This is a genomic window from Candidatus Pelagibacter sp. PS_37, from assembly GCF_059417825.1.
In genome coordinates this window covers 363,699-381,159 of record NZ_CM182067.1, presented here as the reverse complement: position 1 = coordinate 381,159, position 17,461 = coordinate 363,699, and the positions used below count along the sequence as shown (strand labels likewise).

Below are 17,461 nucleotides of genomic sequence, written 5' to 3'. Positions count from 1 at the left end.
TATGCTAACAGGTATTATAACATTCGTAGTAATTTTTGCAGTTATTGGATCTATTTTGTATGGAAGAAAATTAGCAAAAACTGAAAAATTAGATGCTGTATTTGGTAACCCTGAAAGAGCTAAAGGTGGAGTTCATTGGGTTATTGTTGGTAGTAGTTTTTTACTATTAACTTGGCTTTACTATTCTTGGGATATGGCGAAATCATTTTATCCTCAGTCTGCAAATGAACTTTGTCAGGTTGCAAAAGTAAACGACTCTTTACTTTCATTAAAATATTTATTTCCAATTGAGGAACGTGAATTTAAGAGTACTTCAATAATTAAAGGTGAAAACAAAAATATACAAAAACTAGCTAATGAAATTAAAAATTCACCTAATATAAGAGAACAAGACAAAACTACTCTTTTAAAATTTATTGCAAAAACTCAACAATCAATTCCATTGTTAACCAATATTGATCTTTTAGAAGAAGAAACAAAAAGTCAAATTCGAGATTTAACAAATAGAATTACTTGGTTAACAGAAGATTTTCAAAAAATAAGCTATCCACCAATTAAAAGTATTGAAGAAGAGAACGCAAGAATTGAAGCTTTAAAAAAACAAGGGAAATGGGGAGCCTCTGCAACCGCTGTAGAAAATACAGTTGAAATACCAACAATTCCTGAAACAAAAATGGGTTTAAAATTTGATGCAGCTGCAAAAGAATTAACTCTTATTAGTAATGACTTTTTCAAATTAAGAAATCATAACTATAAATATAAGCAGTTAATGAAAGAGATTAAGGATGAGATTAAAGCTTATCGATCTAGTTTAGATGATACCCAAGAAGTAGCTTCTGCATTAGCAAAAGATGTTTTAAAAATTGCTCGAAGAATCGAATACGCAAGTATTTTCCCACCTAATACTCTTGATGATATGCAAAAATCAATAATAGAGTTTGATGAAGTTCAAAAGAAAGAGCAAGGTGTTTTAAGACTAGTTGATATTTTTTTATTTCCTGCAGGTACAATTGTTTCAAGTGGACCAAATTGTTCTGAGCAAGGATCTGGAAGATGGTTACCAAAACCGTCTGATACCTTTAATAAATTTGTGCTACTCCTTAAACCCAGTATTGGATTTAAAAACGTACCTCTAATTTGGTATGAAATGATGGATGTAAGTAAAATAGTTGGTTTTATATTACCTGATTGGATTGCAGATGCTATGCCTGGGGCATATCCAATTCATAATGCTGATGGAACTGTTACTCCAAACTTTAAGAGTAAAGTCTTAAGTGTTGTTACAGGTGAGTTTAAATTATTTAAGATACCAGTTCCGATGGGTCATATCTGGGATTCTTTTTAAGAGTTCTCCTAGGTTTAGTACTTGGAATTATTTTTGGTGTGCCACTAGGATTGTTTATGGGTTTAAACAGATTTGCTAAAGGATTTTTTGATCCATTAATTGAACTATATAGACCGGTACCCCCATTAGCTTGGGCTCCTCTAGTTATTACTGTATTTGGAATTGATAATGTTGGGAAAGTTTTCTTATTATTTATGGTTTCATTTTCAATTATGATCATCTCTGCTAGAGCAGGAGCTGCTGGTACGCAGTTGTCTAAAATTCATGCTTCACACTCACTTGGTGCATCTAAATGGCAAATATTAAGACATGTAATATTTCCAAACTCATTACCAGAAATTTTAACAGGGGTTAGAGTTGCTGTTGGAATGTGTTGGGGAACTTTGGTTGCAGCTGAATTTTTAGCCGGTACTACAGGTATTGGATTTGTTGAAAACGTTGCTAAAAAATACTTCCAATATGAAGTTATTTGGATCACTATTTTTGTAATGGGTATGTTAGGTTTATTATTTGATGTTGCTTTAAGAAAAATAATTGACAAAACAATTCCATGGCATGGCAAAGGTTAATCAAACTTTTATTAAACTATGAAATCTTCGAAATTAAAAAGAATTATTAAAGATATCTTTATTAAGTATAAATTAAACAAAGATCATGCCACTATTTGTGCTGAAGCCTTAATCAATGCAGAATTAGTTGGTGCTCCATCACATGGTTTATCTAGACTTAAGATGTACTGTGACCGTATTTCTAAAAAAGTTATTAATCCAAAAGCTAAAATTAAAGTTAAAAAAATTTCTCAATCCATTGCCCATGTTGATGGTAACAATAGTATTGGCTTTGTTGCTGCAGATACCGCTATTAAAACTGCTATAAACAATGCTAAAAAAACTGGAATTGGCTTAGTTGCAGTTAAGAATAGTGGTCATTATGGTTTATCTGGTTATTACGCAGAGCAAGCAGTTAAAAAAGGTTTAATGGTAATGGTATTTACTAATGCACCTCCAGCAGTTGCACCTCATGGGGCTTTAAAAAGTTTATTTGGAACAAACCCTATTTGTTTTGGAACACCTACTGGATCAAAGGTTCCTTTTATTTTAGATACTTCAATCTCAATGATTAATAGAGGAAAAATTAGAGTTGCAGCAAGAGAAGGAACTAAAATTCCTGAGGGAGTTGCTTTAGATAAATTTGGTAAACCAACAACGGATCCTAAAAAAGCATTAGAGGGTGTTCAATTACCAATAGCTGGTTTTAGGGGTTCTGGATTAGCTTGGATGGTTGATATTTTAAGTGGTGTATTAACAGGTGGTAATCATGCAGGTAGAGTTAAAGATCCATTTACTGATTTTAGTGGTCCACAAAATATTGGTCACCTATTTTTTGTTTTAAAGCCTAATTTATTTGTCGGAAATTCTTTCAATAAAAGAATAAAAGACAATATCAAAACTATAAAAAAACTACCTAAGATAAAAGGTGTTAAAGAAATTCTTTACCCAGGACAAAGTAAGTTTAATAGGTTTAAAAGTAATCTTAAAAAAGAAATTAATATTTCAAAAGCTGTTTTAAAAGACTTGGAATATTTACAAAGTATCTAACTATCGTACAGATCTTGAAAACTTTACAAGATCATTAACAAGAAGCTCAGGTTCCTCAAGGGCTGCAAAATGTCCACCCCTCGGCATCTCTGTCCATTGAGTAATATTAAACATTCTATCTACATAAGATTTTGGTGGCCACTCAGACATTTCTGCTGGAAAAATTGCTGCAGCTGTTGGAATTTCTATTTTTTTAAAATCTTTAGGAAAAAAACGTCCACCCTCTTCTCTTCTTCCGTAATAAATCCAAGTAGCTGTGTTGAAAGTTTTTGTAACTACATAAACCATAATATTAGCTAAGAGTGTATCTTTTGAATAAACACTTTCAATATTGTTATCTTTTAAATCAGACCATGAGTACATTTTTTCAATAATCCATGCTGCAATTCCAACAGGACTGTCCATCATTCCATAACTTAAAGTTTGAGGTTTAGTTGCTTGTTGAGTTCTATATCCATCCTGCATTATTTGGTCTGTGTTAAATCTTTGTTGCCATTCTTCCTCTTGTTTTGTTTGTGGACCATCAGGGTGGCGCATTGTTAAACAATTAATGTGAATTGCCTTACATGATTTTGAATGATCATAACCAATCCAGTTTGCAATAGTTGCTCCCCAATCACCTCCTTGTGCTAAATATTTTTTATAACCAAGGTTTTCTGTCATCAATTTATTTAAAGTATTGGCTATTTTTCTTGGTCCCATGGGTCTTGAAGGTCTCCCAGAAAAACCAAAACCAGGTAATGATGGGACCACTACATCAAAGGCATCGTCAATGTTTCCACCAAATTTTTCAGGGTGTGCAAGTCTTTCTATAATATGTAAAAACTCAATTACCGATCCAGGCCATCCATGCATAAGAAGTAAAGGTGTTGGGTTGGACCCACTTCCCTTTTCATGAATAAAATGTATTTCGATATCATCTACAATAGTTGTGAAATTTGGAAATTGATTTATTTCTGCCTCATGTTTTCTCCAATCAAAATCTTTAATCCAATAATTTGAGATCTCTTTCATATAATCAAGATTACTTCCATATTTCCAGCCACCATCATCTGGCATTTCATGCCATGGATAATTTTTTACTTTAGTGTATATTTCTTGAAGTACTTTATCGGGAATATCTAATTTAAAAGGCTTAATCATTATCAATTTACAGTATATACTTTTTAAAAATTCAGACTAAATATACCTCATGCTTTCAAATAAAGAAATTGTTTGTCCTAATAACCTTCTGGATCATGCGCATAAGAAAAAAGGTGTTAATGCTGCAATCGTAAATGCAGGGTTGCCTTTACCAATGCTTTCAGTTCAAGATGCTGTTAATGAAAATTTAATAACACCTATCTTTATAGGGAATAAAAAAGAAATTCTTAAATGTGCTGAAGATTTAAAATGGGATATTTCAAAATTTGAAATCATTGATGAACCTATTGAAAATAATACTGCTGCTATTGCTGCAAAACTTGCTAGCCAAGATAAAGTAAAAATTATTGTTAAGGGTCATATTCATACAGATGTCTTAATGAAAGAAATTTTAAAAAGAGATTACAATTTACTTGGTAAAACTAGACTTAGTCACATATGGCATATGACAAATACTAAAGATGACAAGCCACTTATAATTACTGATGGTGCTTTAAATGTTTTACCCAACGTAAAAACAAAAATGCATATTTTAAGAAATGTAATTGATTTTTCAAACCGTATAGGAATTGAAAGGCCCAAAATTGCAGTTCTATCAGCAACAGAAGAAATTTTAGATAGTGTACCAAGCTCTATCGATGCAGATGAAATTACAAAACTTGCAAAAGAAGAAAATTTAAATGCTGATGTTTTTGGTCCCTTGGCATTTGATAATAGTATTTCAAAAAAATCTGCCGCTATAAAAGGTGTTAAAAATATTGTAGCTGGTAATGCAGATGTATTGCTAGTTCCAAGTGTTGAAACCGGAAATAGTTTGGTTAAAATGATGATTTATTTTATGGGAGCTTGTGCAGCTGGTGTAGTAGTAGGTGGTAAAGTTCCAATAGTAATTACTAGTAGATCTGATGAAGCACAAGCTAGATTAGCCTCTATTGCTGCAGCTGTTGTTGCTTTAGACTAATTCTTCATTGAAATAATGGCATTAATGTTTTAAATAAAGCTTCAAAATTAGAGAGGGAAACAATGGCTATAACGTACTTAAAAAAATCACCAAAAACATCTTCAACGGACGATACTAAAACAACTGGAATTGTTCAGGATTTATTAAAAAATATCGAAACTACAAAAGAACAAGGTTGTATCGATCTTACAAAAAAATTTGATAAGTACGATGGAGAAATCATCGTTTCTAAAGAAAGAATTGAAGAAATTAAAAAAACATTAGATCAAAAAACAAAAGATGATGTTCAATTTTCATATGAAAGAGTTAGAAAATTTGCTGAAGCTCAATTAAAAAATTATGGTCAAGATTTTGAAGTAGAGCTTTCTGATGGACTTTTTGCTGGTCAAAAATTAATACCTGTAAATACTGCTGGATGTTATGTACCAGGAGGTCGTTATGCACACATTGCATCAGCTGTTATGAGTGTAACAACAGCAAAGGTTGCTGGTGTAAAAAACGTTATTGCCTGTAGTCCTCCAAAAGAAGGAGTGGGTGCACATCCAACAATTATTTATACCGCAGATCTTTGTGGTGCTGATGTAATTTTAAATTTAGGTGGTGTTCCTGCAATTGCAGCAATGACTAATGGCTTATTTAATAACCCTCCTGCAGACATTATCGTTGGTCCTGGAAATCAATTTGTTGCTGAAGCTAAAAGAATTTTATTTGGAAAAGTGGGTATTGACTTGTTTGCTGGTCCTACTGAGATTGGAATTATTGCTGACGCTAAAGCTGACCCTGAGATAGTTGCTGTAGATTTAGTGGGTCAAGCTGAGCATGGTTATAATTCACCTTGTTGGTTATACACAACGAGTAAAGAGCTTGCAGAAAAAGTAATGAAAAGAGTTCCAGAATTAATTGCTGAACTACCAGAAATTCCAAGAACAAACGCAGATGCAGCGTGGAGAGATTATGGTGAAGTTATCCTTTGTGATACTGATGAAGAAATGGCAACTATTAGTGATGAGTATGCTCCAGAACACTTAGAAGTTCAGACAGAAAATTTAGAGTGGTTTCACAAAAGACTTACAAACTATGGTTCTTTATTTATTGGAGAAGAAACAACTGTTGCTTATGGAGATAAATGTTCAGGAACTAATCATATACTTCCAACTAAAGGTGCGGGAAGATATACGGGTGGATTATTCGTTGGTAAGTTTGTTAAAACTTTAAGTTTTCAAAGAATGACAAAAGAATCTACTGAATTAGTTGGTGCTGCAGCTGCAAGAATTTCTAGATATGAAGGAATGGAAGCGCATGCAAGAACAGGCGACGTTAGGCTTAAAAAGTACGGTTATTCTAGTTAAATTATATAATTTCCATTAGCACTGTTAAAGCCAAAATAGACATAAAAAGAATAATCAAATAATTTATTCTTTTCCACACTGTTGCACTTTTAAGATATTTAGAAAAATATTTTGAAAGATATCCTATTATAAAAAAAAATAGGAATGAAGAAATGGCTGCCCCAGCACCAAAGTAATACTTATCCACTTGACTAAGGCTTTTAGAGAAGTTTCCAAGGAAAAACACAGTGTCTGAATAAACATGTGGATTAAGAAAAGTAAAACCTAAAGTTTTAACTACAATGTTAGATAAATTATTAGTTTTACTATCCACATCAAATGAAGTTTCTGAAACTTTAGTTTTAATTTTTCCCCAAATAAAATGTAATAAAAATATTAAAAGTAAAATATTAAAAACTAACTCAATAGTTGGAGTAAAAAAATGATTCAGATACTGAAATAAAAAAATTCCTAAAAAAATTAATAAAAAGTCTGAAATTGAACAAATTAAACATACAATAAAAATATATTGTTTTTTTAAGCCTTGTTCTATGACAAATATATTTTGAGCACCTATTGCAAGAATTAAACTTAACCCAGTTAAAAAACCTAATATTAAATAATCCATTAAGTTTTATTAAACTCTTTTTTTACCCTGAACAACCCTATCAAGTATTAATGCAACAAATAAAATAGCTATACCCGCAAGTATACCTTGTCCAACATTAGCATATTGCAATGCCTCAAGAACATCTTGACCTAAACCTTTTGCACCGATTAGAGATGCTACAACTACCATGGCTAAACTTAACATTACTGTTTGGTTCACACCTGCTAAAATTGAAGGTGTAGCTAGTGGCAGATCTACTTTTCTCAGCAAATACCATTTAGTTGCACCGTATGCGATAGCAGCTTCTCGAATTGTTTCTGGCACTCCACGTAACCCTAAAACTGTAAGTCTTACAACAGGTGTACCACCAAAGATCATTGTAATAATTACTGCTGCAACCTTTCCAGTTCCAAAAAATGCTATTACTGGAATCATAAATACAAAGGCTGGCATTGTTTGCATGAAATCCATTATCGGTCTGATTAATGAATAAAATCTTTGTCGTCTTGCACAGAAAATTCCAAGCGGAATTCCAATTGCTATACTTAAAACTGCAGCAGTTCCTAATAAGGCAAGTGTAGTCATTGCTTTAACCCAGAAACCTAAAAAACCCATGTAACATAAAAATCCTGTAGAATAAATTGCAGCCCTGGGTCCTGCAGATAACCCAGTTAAAGTTACAATTGCAGTTATAATTACAATCCAAGGAGTTTTAACAAACAATAATTCTAAGAAATCTAATACGGACCTAATACCAATTGTTATAGCTGTAAAAATTAAATCTCCTTTAACAACGGCATAATCAAAAACAATTTCTATCCATTTAATTGAAAATAATCTTATTTCAGGATGTGTTGGGAACGTATCCATTATCTGAAGTAAGCCTGGAAAACTGTAATGGATAACTGTAAAAATCATTATAACAGAGGTAAAAACACCACTTAAAATATAATTTTTCATCTGCATCCCTGGATGAATAGATTTATCGGATAACCATTCAGAATATTTCTTTTCTAAAATTGAATTTGCCAAAACACCCTGAACAATTTTAATTCCTATCAATAAAATAAAACCAAAAATTGCTATCCAAATTGCTGAAGCTTCTATTCTCGTAATTTCATCTAAATAACCTTGCATAGCATCCTCTAAGGATTTTATGTTTCTTTCAAAGACATCAATTTTGTCTGGATTATTTTCTATCGCAGCTTCTAATTGTTTATTTCTAAAGGCTATAGTGCTTTTTACTTGTTCAACTTTAGCAATGGCCTCTGCCGTAATATTACCAAATAAACCTCTGATTATTTGTACTACTGAAAAAGTTTCAATAATTAAAAAAGCTAAAGTCCAATTCCAAATATTACGCATTCCAAACCAAATTGGTCCAAATATGAATGCAAATAAATTAAATGAAAATGAGTAAGTAGGCTTGCTACCAATTTTTTTAAACTCTTTAATATAATAGTCTGGATTACTTTTTACAAAGTCAGTAATTAATTCATCTCTTGATGGGTTTCTGTTTGCTTTATTATCCATCACTACCCTCTACAACAGCTTTTAATAAGTCTGCCTGTGTTATTATACCAATATTTTTGTTTTCATTATTAATTACTAATATCGGCTCATCCTTAATAGAAGATTTTTCTATCAACTTATTTAGTAAATCATTTTCATGAACGCTTTCTAAATTTTTTGATATTAATCCAAATTCTTTTTCAAATTTCTCAACAGGCTGCATGATAGATTTTGCTTGAATAATTTTTAATCTAGATATTCCTTTTACAAAATCAGCAACATAATCATCTGCTGGTTTCATTACTATTTCTTCTGGTGTTCCTATTTGGATAACTTTTCCATCTCTCATGATAGCAATTCTATGACCCACTCTTACTGCTTCATCTAAATCATGAGTTATAAATACTGTAGTCTTTTTCATTTGTTTTGAAAGTTTGATAAATTCTGCTTGAAGCTGCCTTCTTATTAATGGGTCTAGTGCACTAAAAGGTTCATCCATTAATAAAACATCAGGATCCGCTGCCAAAGCTCTAGCTAATCCTACTCTTTGTTGCATTCCACCTGAAAGTTCATGGGCAAATTTATTTCCCCAACCTTGAAGTTCCACAATATCTAAAATCTTATTAGCAGCATCCAATCTATCATTTTTACTAATACCTCTTATTTCAAGCGGCATTGCTATATTGTCTAAAACTGATCGGTGAGGCATTAGAGCAAAGTTTTGAAAAACCATGCCTATCTTTTTATTCCTTAAATCTTGTAAACTTTTTGGATCAAACTTCATCACATCTTCATTATCGATCAAAATTTGTCCTGAAGTAGGTTCTAGTAATCTATTAATATGTCTCACTAAAGTGGATTTACCACTCCCTGAAAGACCCATTACACAAAATATTTCTCCTTTTTTAACGTCAAAAGAGACATCTGATACACCAATTACTGAATTATATTTTTCTAAAGCTTCTTGTTTTGAAATACGATTATTTTGAATGGCATTTAATGCTTCCACAGAAGTGTTGCCAAAAATCTTCCAAACATTTTTTATTTCTATAGCAGAGTCCATCAGATCCGTTCGAAAATTTAATAATTTTTTAAAGAAATATACCCGGCAACAAATTTGGTTGCCGGGTAAAATTTAGTTTAACTTAAAGGCCTAACCAACCATCAACTTTAGACTTATTGTTTTTCATCCATGTTCTGGCAACATCAGCTGGATCTTTTTTCTCAACTGAAATTTGAAAAGCCATTAATGAAACATCGTCTGCTGACAATTGAAAGTTCTTAAAGAAATCAACAATCGCTGGTGACTTTGCTTCTAAAGAAGTTCCCCAACCGATTTGGATTTGCTTAAGAGCATCTTTTGATGCAACATAAGATTTTTTGTACCAATCAGCATCTTCTTTAGGTTGAACCATTTTGTATTTTGCTTCATCGAACTTAGGTTCAGTTAACATAACTACATCAGCCATTCCCCAAATTGCATGTGGCTTGTAACAATAAAATGCATAACCTTCACCTTTTTTAATAGAGTCAAGCACTCTTGCATTTTTTACAGCTTCAGCAGCTCTGATTGCTTCAATGCCTGCATCGTATAAACCGTAATCTCTAAGTTTTACTTGGTTTACATTTGCAGAAGCCCATCCATCAGCACCAATCCAAAACTCACCTTTACCATTTCCGTCACTGTCCATTGCTTTAACAACTTCTGGTCTAGCTAAGTCTTCAATTGCTGTAATATTCATTTTTTTAGCAAATTGTTGAGACACACAATATCCTTGGTTTCCTTCGTAAGGTTTTGAACTTAACTTAAGAGTTCCTTTAGGAACTAGATCGTTAGTATAAGCCTGTTGATTAGGTAACCAGATATCAGGGTGAACTTCTATCTCACCTTTGCTTCTATCAATTGCCGCGTAGATTGCAGTATTATTTCCTGGAACTAATTCTGCTTCTCCACCCATTTTGTCATTAACAACTGCTGCTAATAAATTTGCAATAGCTGTTGCACCTGTCCAACCTGGATCTCCTATTTTAACTTTTTCAGCAAATGTTGAAAAAGTAGCAAATAAAGAAATTAAACCAGCTACAAGTGTAGTTTTTATTATTTTCATTATATCCCTCTCGATTAATTTAAAAAACGAAGCATAACTTAAAACTTTTGAGCAAGTCAAAGCAAATTATCTACTTATAATCCTTACTGCTATTTATCTTTTTATGAATGACTAATCCAAATAGTCTTGGTTTGAAGGTATTGGTCCAGAGCTTCTGTACCTTGATCTCTACTTAAAGATCCAGATTGTCTGTATCCACCAAAGGGCGTTTTAATATCTCCTTCAGAAAAAGTATTAACAGAGACAGTTCCACAAGGTAAGCTTTTAGCCATATGAAAAGCCCTATCTATATCTTGAGTAAAAACACTTGCGTGCAACCCATACTTTGAATTACTTGCAATTTTCAAAGCTTCTTCATCACTATTGATTGTAAGAACACCAAGTACTGGTCCAAAAATTTCCTCTTGGGCAATAGTCATATTCTCTTTTAAATCATCAAAAAGAGTTGGTTTTGCAAAAAAACCTTTTTGATCTTTACTTGAAACTCCTCCAAATAATAATTTAGCACCTTCATCAACTCCTTTTTGAATGTACCCATCAACAGTTGCTAGATGTTTTTTAGAAATCATTGATCCCATATTAGAGCTTGGATCTAAAGGATCTCCTACTTTAAGATCTTTTACTTTTTTGGAAACTTTATCTAAAAATTCATCTTTAACTTTAGTGTGAATTATTTGCCTCATATTTGCTGAACAATTCTGTCCACCATTCCAAAAGGCAGAATTAATTGCATTATCAATTAAATTATCTGTAATCTTTGCATCTTCTAAAACGATGAACGGACTTTTACCACCCATCTCTAAACCAATTGTCTTTAAATTACTTTCACCAGAATATTTCATGAACAGTCCTCCAACTTCTGTTGAGCCAGTAAATGAAACTGCATCAACATCATTGTGTCTACCCAGTGCTTCTCCCACATCTCCAAAGCCAGGTACTATATTTAAAACTCCATCTGGAATACCTGCTTCTTTAGCAATTTGAGCAACTCTAATTGCAGTTAAAGGTGTGTCTTCTGCTGGTTTAATTATAACAGAGCATCCTGCAGCTAACGCTGGTGCCATTTTCCAAACTGCCATCATTAAAGGGAAGTTCCATGGAACAACTCCAGCAACAACACCAATTGGTTCTTTAACAATTAAACTAGTTAACGATGGTTCTGTTGGTCCAACTTTACCAAATACTTTATCTATTAATTCTCCGTACCACTGGAAATGCATTGGCGCGTCATTTGCAACTTCATTAATACAATCTCCAATTAATTTTCCAGTATCCACACATTCAAGAACAGAATTTTCTTCTCCAGTTTGTCTTAGTAGTTCTGCAAATTTAAGCAAAACATCTTTTCTAAATTCTGGAGATGTTCTAGACCAAACACCACTATTAAAAGCTTTTCTTGAAACTTTAACTGCTAGATCAACGTCTTTATGATTACATTTTGAAACTGCACAAAGGACTTCGCCTGTTGCAGGGTTAATATTTTCAAATTTTTCGCCATCAATAGCTTCAACATATTTACCATTAATAAAAGCTCTTCCTTCAAACTTTAAATTTTTAGCAATTGATTTGTAGTTAACAACCATGATCTTTGTAGGTTATTATTTAAAAGATTAATTATCAATAATTAATTCATTGGTCCAAACCAGTCAAACTTATTAGTCCAGTTTCTCCAATTACAAGTTGGTCCAATTCTATTCTTGTACCATTTGTTTGATTTTTCAGCTTTAGACATAATCTTAACTAGCTTTGGATGTGTGTACTTTCCAAGATTTCTTTCACACATAATATCATACGGATTATATGGATCTTTAGATGTTGGAGTTAGATAAACACTATCAATTAACTGAGGACACCCTTCAATATCATGAGTATACAAATTTCTATTTAATTTAAAGCCGACACTTAGCATATGATCAGTGCCACCGTTATAATGATCTGAATAGTGAATTTTTTTCATACCTTTAATACATCTTATTCCCATTAGCTGAGTATGAAACAATTCATGTATATTAATCTGTGTTAATCTTTCTTCATTGTTATGACCATTGCTTCTTACAAAAATTCCACCTATTCCAACGCCAGCATCTCCACCATGATTTCCAGCATTAACATCGGTCCATAAAAAATATGTTTTCTTCTTATTTGTGAAACCACCAAATTGGTGAAAATAATGTCCCATTTGGGTATTAACACTGTTATCTTTTAATTCTTTCCAGTTCTTACTCGTTCTAATAAAAGTGATATCTAGTTTTCCATCTTCTCTATAATCATATCTAAATTTTTTACCTACTCCTCCAGAACCTTTGTTTACTTTAGTAGCCTCAAGCATTGCATCATTAGCTTTTTCCAAAATATCCTGCATTTTACCATTGATATCTAGCTCTCTATCCTCAGCATCAGATGGCAGTAAATAAATAAAGTGTATTTGATGATCGTCAGTTATATCAGGCTGATCTTCAAAATATCTTCCAGGCTTTTGATCTTTAGATAAATCTATTTTTTCAAAATCTTTAATATCCTTAGCTGAAAAAGATGTTGATAAGAATGAAAAAAATAAAATTAGAGTTATTGATAAAATTTTAATCATTTATGTAATAAATTCTAAAATAATTATTAAAAATAGTAAAGTTAATAAAAACCAATTTAGGTTATATAAACCTAAAATAGGTTTTAAAATTATTATTAATCTTTAAAATCTTAGAACTACGTCTAATGAACCATTTTTTTTTAGACTTTTTAGAAATTTTGAAAGAGTTTTCAATTCAATTCGAGCAAAAGCTTTCATTAGTTCTTCAGTATTTAGCAGCCAAAGGTCACCGTCGTGCTAAGTTTGATTTAGAGAATAATAAAGATACTTGGTTAATTCCTTAAGCAAACTTTAAAGTTAGTAGATACCAAGTTCTTTTTCCCAAGGAGCAGTGACATCATCTCTTGTGTAGAAACATTGATAACCTATCCCTCTTCTATCCTCAAAATTTTTGTAGTCATGTTTGGTAATTTTCCATTTATCTTTTGATAAACAGGTAACCTCAAATGGATCAAAAGGTGTATCTGATGTTGGTGTAAAATAGACACTATCTTGAAGATCGGGACATGATAAATTTTTATGACCCCAATAATCGTCATTTTTTGGATCCAAAGTCATATTTCTTCCATCACCTTGTAAGCTCATCATGTCTGAGGATTTATTAGTATTATGCCCATTAACATGTTTTGGTGAACACGAATATATTCCACCCATTGAGTGCAAAGCTTCATGTAATAAAAAATAACCAACTTCACTTTTATTTAATCTACTACCACTTGCTGTTGAAAAAATATTAAAAATTGGAAAACCTGCTGAATAAGGCCACTCAGCATATGAATAATCACCAAAATTTACATATATTTTTTTTGGGTTATTAAACCCAGCATTGATAATTGTTCGCTCTGCCAAATTTCCACAACTGCCACTACAATCTCTAAATTCTTTTTTAGTTACTCCAAGACGAATAAAACTAATATCTAACTTTCCATCTTTTCTATAATCAAATTTCATTCTTTGACCTTCACCATTCATGGTATTTGATTTTTCGTTAGCTTTTTTAGTTTTTTTATATGTCCAATCATTTGCAACTTTAATTAATTCTTCAACTTTTCCATTTATGTCCCCCTCATTATCTTTCGAATCTTTGTAAAGGGTGTAGATAATATGAATTTGAAAATCATTAGTAATATCTGGCTGGTCTTCAATAAACCTTCCTGGCTTTTTATCTTCATCTAAAAAAAATGGTTTTGATTGTCTTTCTCTATCTAAGTCTTTTTGGCTTACACTAAGTTGATCGTAATCTTTCCAGACAATTTCATCATTAATTGAAAAAATAAAACAATCTGCCTTAGTAAATTTTTTTGCATTTTTTTTACAATATTTGTATGCACTCTTATGGCCCTTCTTATTAATCCCATACATTGGCATTGATGCGCCTGATGAACAGCCATCTTCAGAAATAGATACATACATTATAAAATCCCTACCTTCTGATTTTGCTTGTTCATAACTTCTTTTATAGTCTCCTAAAATAGTTTCTTTGCAATCTTCTTGATAAAAACCTCCTGAACCTACTTCATTTAATCCAGCATGTGCAATTGAAGAAAATAATATTGTAAAAATAAGAATTAGAATATTTTTCATATTAATGAAGATAAGATTATCATTTTAATTGTGATATTAAATTACAAAAATTAAATTTTGTAAAATAAAAGATTACTGACCTTGAACTGTTAGAGTTACAGTAGGTGGTGCAGCTTGCAATCCAGCATCTGTACAAGATGCATCATTAAGCTCGTTTACGGCAACTGAAGTGTCAAATGCTACAAAAACTGTAGGGCTTGATCCAGCAACAGGAGTGTAAGGTGATGTTAAAATTTGTCTTGATCTAAAATGTGTATCAGTTGTTCTTACAGTTGCTAATGTAGCCAATGAACTACCGTCAGCATTTGATCCCTCCATCATAGAATAATTTGTAGTATCCTGCGTAAAGTGCGGAACATATAATATTGCAGAGCCCGCTGTACCAGCATGACCAACTGCTGCACCTCCTGCAGAACCACCTAAAGACCCGTTTATACCTGCTTTAGTTTTACAATTTCCTGCAGTTCCTGTTATCGTCATTGCTCTTGACATGGTTGTTTGAATATACGTATAAGTTTTTCCTAATGTAGCTTTTCCAAAATCTGCAACTGTTGCTGCTGTTACTCCAGCTTCTACTGAAGCTATGTCGGCTGTTGCACCATTACCAGTTGTTATATTTATAGGGTTTAAACAATTAGATATTGTGCTTCCAGTTTCACATAATTCAACTTTAGTCATTGTTATTATATATTCTGTTGCAGCTCCTTTAACATTTGTTGCAGCAAATAAATTATTCGTAAAGATTAAACAAAAAATAATAATAAATATTTTTGAAATTAAATTTTTAATCATATTCATAATTATTTTTTAGTCATGACGACTGATCCTTGAATTTCCATTACTAATTTATTTCTTCTTCTAACTTTTTCTTTTAATTTTTGTTCCATGTTGCTTTTTTCATACATGTCATTTGATAAGCCGTCAGACATCACCATAGATTTTTCTTTTGGTGGATAAATATAATTAATACTTAAAGAAGTTTCATCATCCACACCATTTAGTGAAGATTTGTCTAAACTTGCAACAATTTCTACTGAGTTTGTTACATCTAGTTCTAGAGAATAAATATTACCTTTTTGATCAAGAGATCCTTTTTCAGCTTCCCATTTATAACCATTATAATTAATTCTAGCCCATGGTGCTCTTGGAATTTGAGATGTTAAGTTAAAATCCCAACCAGATAAAACTTGCTCTCTATCACCATTAACAACTTCAGAGTTTGAAATTTTTGTATAGCTATTTGCACTTAAATCTAAAATTGAACCTTTAGCTTCAATACCAAGGCCTAATCTGTCTTGACCATCTGTCAAATCTCTATCGTAGAAAGTATTTGCGCCAAACATAAAATTTTTATCTTCAGATAGTTTTCTATAACCTAAGCCTATGTTTCCAATAATTCTTCCAGAGCTATTTATCTCTTGGTTCATTAAGCTAAATTGAGTAAAAAAGTTAGAATTATCTGTGGCTTCAATATCTCTTACCCCTAATATTGAGAAGTTAAGCTGATCCTCATCACCATCATTATAATCTAAAGACACTTCAGTAATTCCTTCTCCTGGGATTAAATTTGATATTTTTTCAGATACTTTATTTAAAGCTTGAGAGGCTACATCTGCATTAGCTACAGTTGTGATTATTAAACAGAGTGATGTTAAAAATATTTTTATAAATTTCATTAAACAAATTATTATAAAAATAAAAAAAAATTGATAATAAAAAAAAACCCAATTTAGGTTTTATAGACCCAAAATAGGTTTTAAAGGTATTACAAATATTAGAAATTTAAAACTTTTTCTAAAGTGTTATTTTTTTTTAGATTTTTTAGAAATTTTGAAAGAGTTTTTAATTCAATTTCAGCAAAAGGTTTCATTATTTCTTCGGTTTTGTTTGTTGGTAAAAGACCCATTTTAGTTGAATGATTTATTAATTTTTTTTTTTTAAAATTTCTATTTTTCTTCTAACAGTTTCTTTTGGTAAATTTAAAATATTTGCTACAGCATAAATTGTTAACTTACGTGCTATATAAAACTCCTCTATTTTTGATGTTCTTAAATTTTCCCATACAGCTTCCCAATCTGATCCTAACTTATCACTATGTTTTAAATAATGGGCCCCCATAACAGAAAGTATCATGAAAGAATCGTAATCAATTCCTAACATCTTTTTTAATTGTTGGAATTGGTCTGTTCGAAAATTTATTAAATGATATAAAATTTCACTGTATGCAGCTACTTTATTTGTCATTTAAAAGTTTAGCCAGGATTTGCAGTTAATGTTTTGATCTCTAAAATATTTTCATTAGGATCTTTAACAAAGAATGTTTCTTGCTCATATTTTGTTCCTTTAAATCTTAAATATGGCTCATCATAATATTTGGTATTTTTTTCTCTTAGTCTACTTTTAAGAGCATCAAAATTTTCTCTAGATAAATGTACACCGAAATGAGGAACAGAAACGTTACCCATATCAACATCATGTCTTTCGCTTTCAAGTTTATGCTCGCTTGCGTGAAGAGTTAATTCATTTCCCCAAAAATCTACATCTGCCCATTCTTGAGCTGAGTTATCTAATCGGCACCCTAATATTTCACTGTAAAAATGTTTTGCTTTCTCTAAATCGCCACAAGGTATTGCTAAATGAAAACAGTTGGTATTTTTGTACATGGATTTTCCTCTTTAAATTGCT

General features: G+C 31.7%; 17 protein-coding genes and 1 pseudogene. 5 read left to right on the top strand and 13 right to left on the bottom strand.

The features are described from left to right. The first annotated feature begins 1 nt into the window (after position 1). Both AC5SL9_RS02030 and AC5SL9_RS02025 read left to right on the top strand, forming a co-directional pair. Positions 2-1,914: pseudogene (locus tag AC5SL9_RS02030) on the top strand (ABC transporter permease). Between the two features lie 18 nt (positions 1,915-1,932). Continuing rightward, entirely contained in the window at positions 1,933-2,943 is a 1,011-nt protein-coding gene (locus AC5SL9_RS02025) for an Ldh family oxidoreductase (RefSeq protein ID WP_271479879.1), read from the top strand. On the opposite strand, the gene AC5SL9_RS02020 is transcribed toward AC5SL9_RS02025, so the two are convergent. Next, on the bottom strand, positions 2,944-4,086 hold the full coding sequence (locus tag AC5SL9_RS02020) for an epoxide hydrolase family protein (protein ID WP_494574260.1): 1,143 nt from the start codon (positions 4,084-4,086) through the stop codon (positions 2,944-2,946). Positions 4,087-4,135: 49 nt separating this feature from the next. Between AC5SL9_RS02020 and AC5SL9_RS02015 the strand changes: the two genes are divergently transcribed. Together AC5SL9_RS02015 and hisD are read left to right on the top strand one after the other, a co-directional pair. Then, a complete protein-coding gene (locus tag AC5SL9_RS02015) occupies positions 4,136-5,047 on the top strand; it encodes a bifunctional enoyl-CoA hydratase/phosphate acetyltransferase (protein ID WP_271627144.1) in 912 nt (303 codons plus the stop codon). Positions 5,048-5,109: 62 nt separating this feature from the next. Next, entirely contained in the window at positions 5,110-6,396 is a 1,287-nt protein-coding gene (gene hisD, locus AC5SL9_RS02010; RefSeq protein ID WP_494574259.1) for a histidinol dehydrogenase, read from the top strand. Position 6,397: 1 nt separating this feature from the next. On the opposite strand, the gene AC5SL9_RS02005 is transcribed toward hisD, so the two are convergent. The 6 genes from AC5SL9_RS02005 to AC5SL9_RS01980 all read right to left on the bottom strand — a co-directional run bounded on the left by AC5SL9_RS02005 (position 6,398) and on the right by AC5SL9_RS01980 (position 13,192). Next, on the bottom strand, positions 6,398-7,003 hold the full coding sequence (locus AC5SL9_RS02005; RefSeq protein WP_006997119.1) for a LysE/ArgO family amino acid transporter: 606 nt from the start codon (positions 7,001-7,003) through the stop codon (positions 6,398-6,400). Positions 7,004-7,012: 9 nt separating this feature from the next. After that, complete coding sequence (locus AC5SL9_RS02000; RefSeq protein ID WP_011281954.1) at positions 7,013-8,518, bottom strand: ABC transporter permease; 1,506 nt, start codon at positions 8,516-8,518, stop codon at positions 7,013-7,015. After that, entirely contained in the window at positions 8,511-9,560 is a 1,050-nt protein-coding gene (locus AC5SL9_RS01995) for a quaternary amine ABC transporter ATP-binding protein (RefSeq protein WP_006997121.1), read from the bottom strand. Before AC5SL9_RS01995 ends, AC5SL9_RS02000 begins: the two co-directional genes overlap by 8 nt. 82 nt (positions 9,561-9,642) lie before the next feature. Then, entirely contained in the window at positions 9,643-10,605 is a 963-nt protein-coding gene (locus AC5SL9_RS01990) for an ABC transporter substrate-binding protein (protein ID WP_006997122.1), read from the bottom strand. Between the two features lie 101 nt (positions 10,606-10,706). Further along, positions 10,707-12,188 (bottom strand): aldehyde dehydrogenase, encoded by a 1,482-nt coding sequence (locus AC5SL9_RS01985; protein ID WP_494574258.1) that lies wholly within the window; start codon positions 12,186-12,188, stop codon positions 10,707-10,709. Between the two features lie 41 nt (positions 12,189-12,229). Beyond that, on the bottom strand, positions 12,230-13,192 hold the full coding sequence (locus AC5SL9_RS01980) for a hypothetical protein (RefSeq protein WP_020169279.1): 963 nt from the start codon (positions 13,190-13,192) through the stop codon (positions 12,230-12,232). A gap of 125 nt (positions 13,193-13,317) precedes the next feature. Here AC5SL9_RS01980 and AC5SL9_RS01975 point away from each other — a divergent pair, with 125 nt between their 5' ends. Next, the gene (locus AC5SL9_RS01975; RefSeq protein ID WP_494574257.1) at positions 13,318-13,476 is read left to right on the top strand and encodes a hypothetical protein; all 159 of its coding nucleotides are present in this window, start codon (positions 13,318-13,320) and stop codon (positions 13,474-13,476) included. A gap of 13 nt (positions 13,477-13,489) precedes the next feature. Here the strand turns inward: AC5SL9_RS01975 and AC5SL9_RS01970 are convergent, their stop codons facing one another. From AC5SL9_RS01970 to AC5SL9_RS01945, 6 genes are all read right to left on the bottom strand, one after another. After that, positions 13,490-14,776, bottom strand: a complete 1,287-nt coding sequence (locus AC5SL9_RS01970) for a hypothetical protein (protein WP_494574256.1) — start codon at positions 14,774-14,776, stop codon at positions 13,490-13,492. A 72-nt stretch (positions 14,777-14,848) separates the two neighbouring features. Beyond that, complete coding sequence (locus AC5SL9_RS01965; protein ID WP_494574255.1) at positions 14,849-15,568, bottom strand: hypothetical protein; 720 nt, start codon at positions 15,566-15,568, stop codon at positions 14,849-14,851. A gap of 8 nt (positions 15,569-15,576) precedes the next feature. After that, entirely contained in the window at positions 15,577-16,452 is an 876-nt protein-coding gene (locus tag AC5SL9_RS01960) for an inverse autotransporter beta domain-containing protein (protein ID WP_494574254.1), read from the bottom strand. A gap of 98 nt (positions 16,453-16,550) precedes the next feature. Then, the gene (locus tag AC5SL9_RS01955) at positions 16,551-16,682 is read right to left on the bottom strand and encodes a hypothetical protein (RefSeq protein WP_494574253.1); all 132 of its coding nucleotides are present in this window, start codon (positions 16,680-16,682) and stop codon (positions 16,551-16,553) included. 17 nt (positions 16,683-16,699) lie between these two features. Beyond that, positions 16,700-17,020, bottom strand: a complete 321-nt coding sequence (locus AC5SL9_RS01950) for a hypothetical protein (protein WP_494574252.1) — start codon at positions 17,018-17,020, stop codon at positions 16,700-16,702. Between the two features lie 8 nt (positions 17,021-17,028). Beyond that, complete coding sequence (locus AC5SL9_RS01945) at positions 17,029-17,439, bottom strand: VOC family protein (RefSeq protein WP_011281947.1); 411 nt, start codon at positions 17,437-17,439, stop codon at positions 17,029-17,031. Between the last annotated feature and the right edge of the window lie 22 nt (positions 17,440-17,461).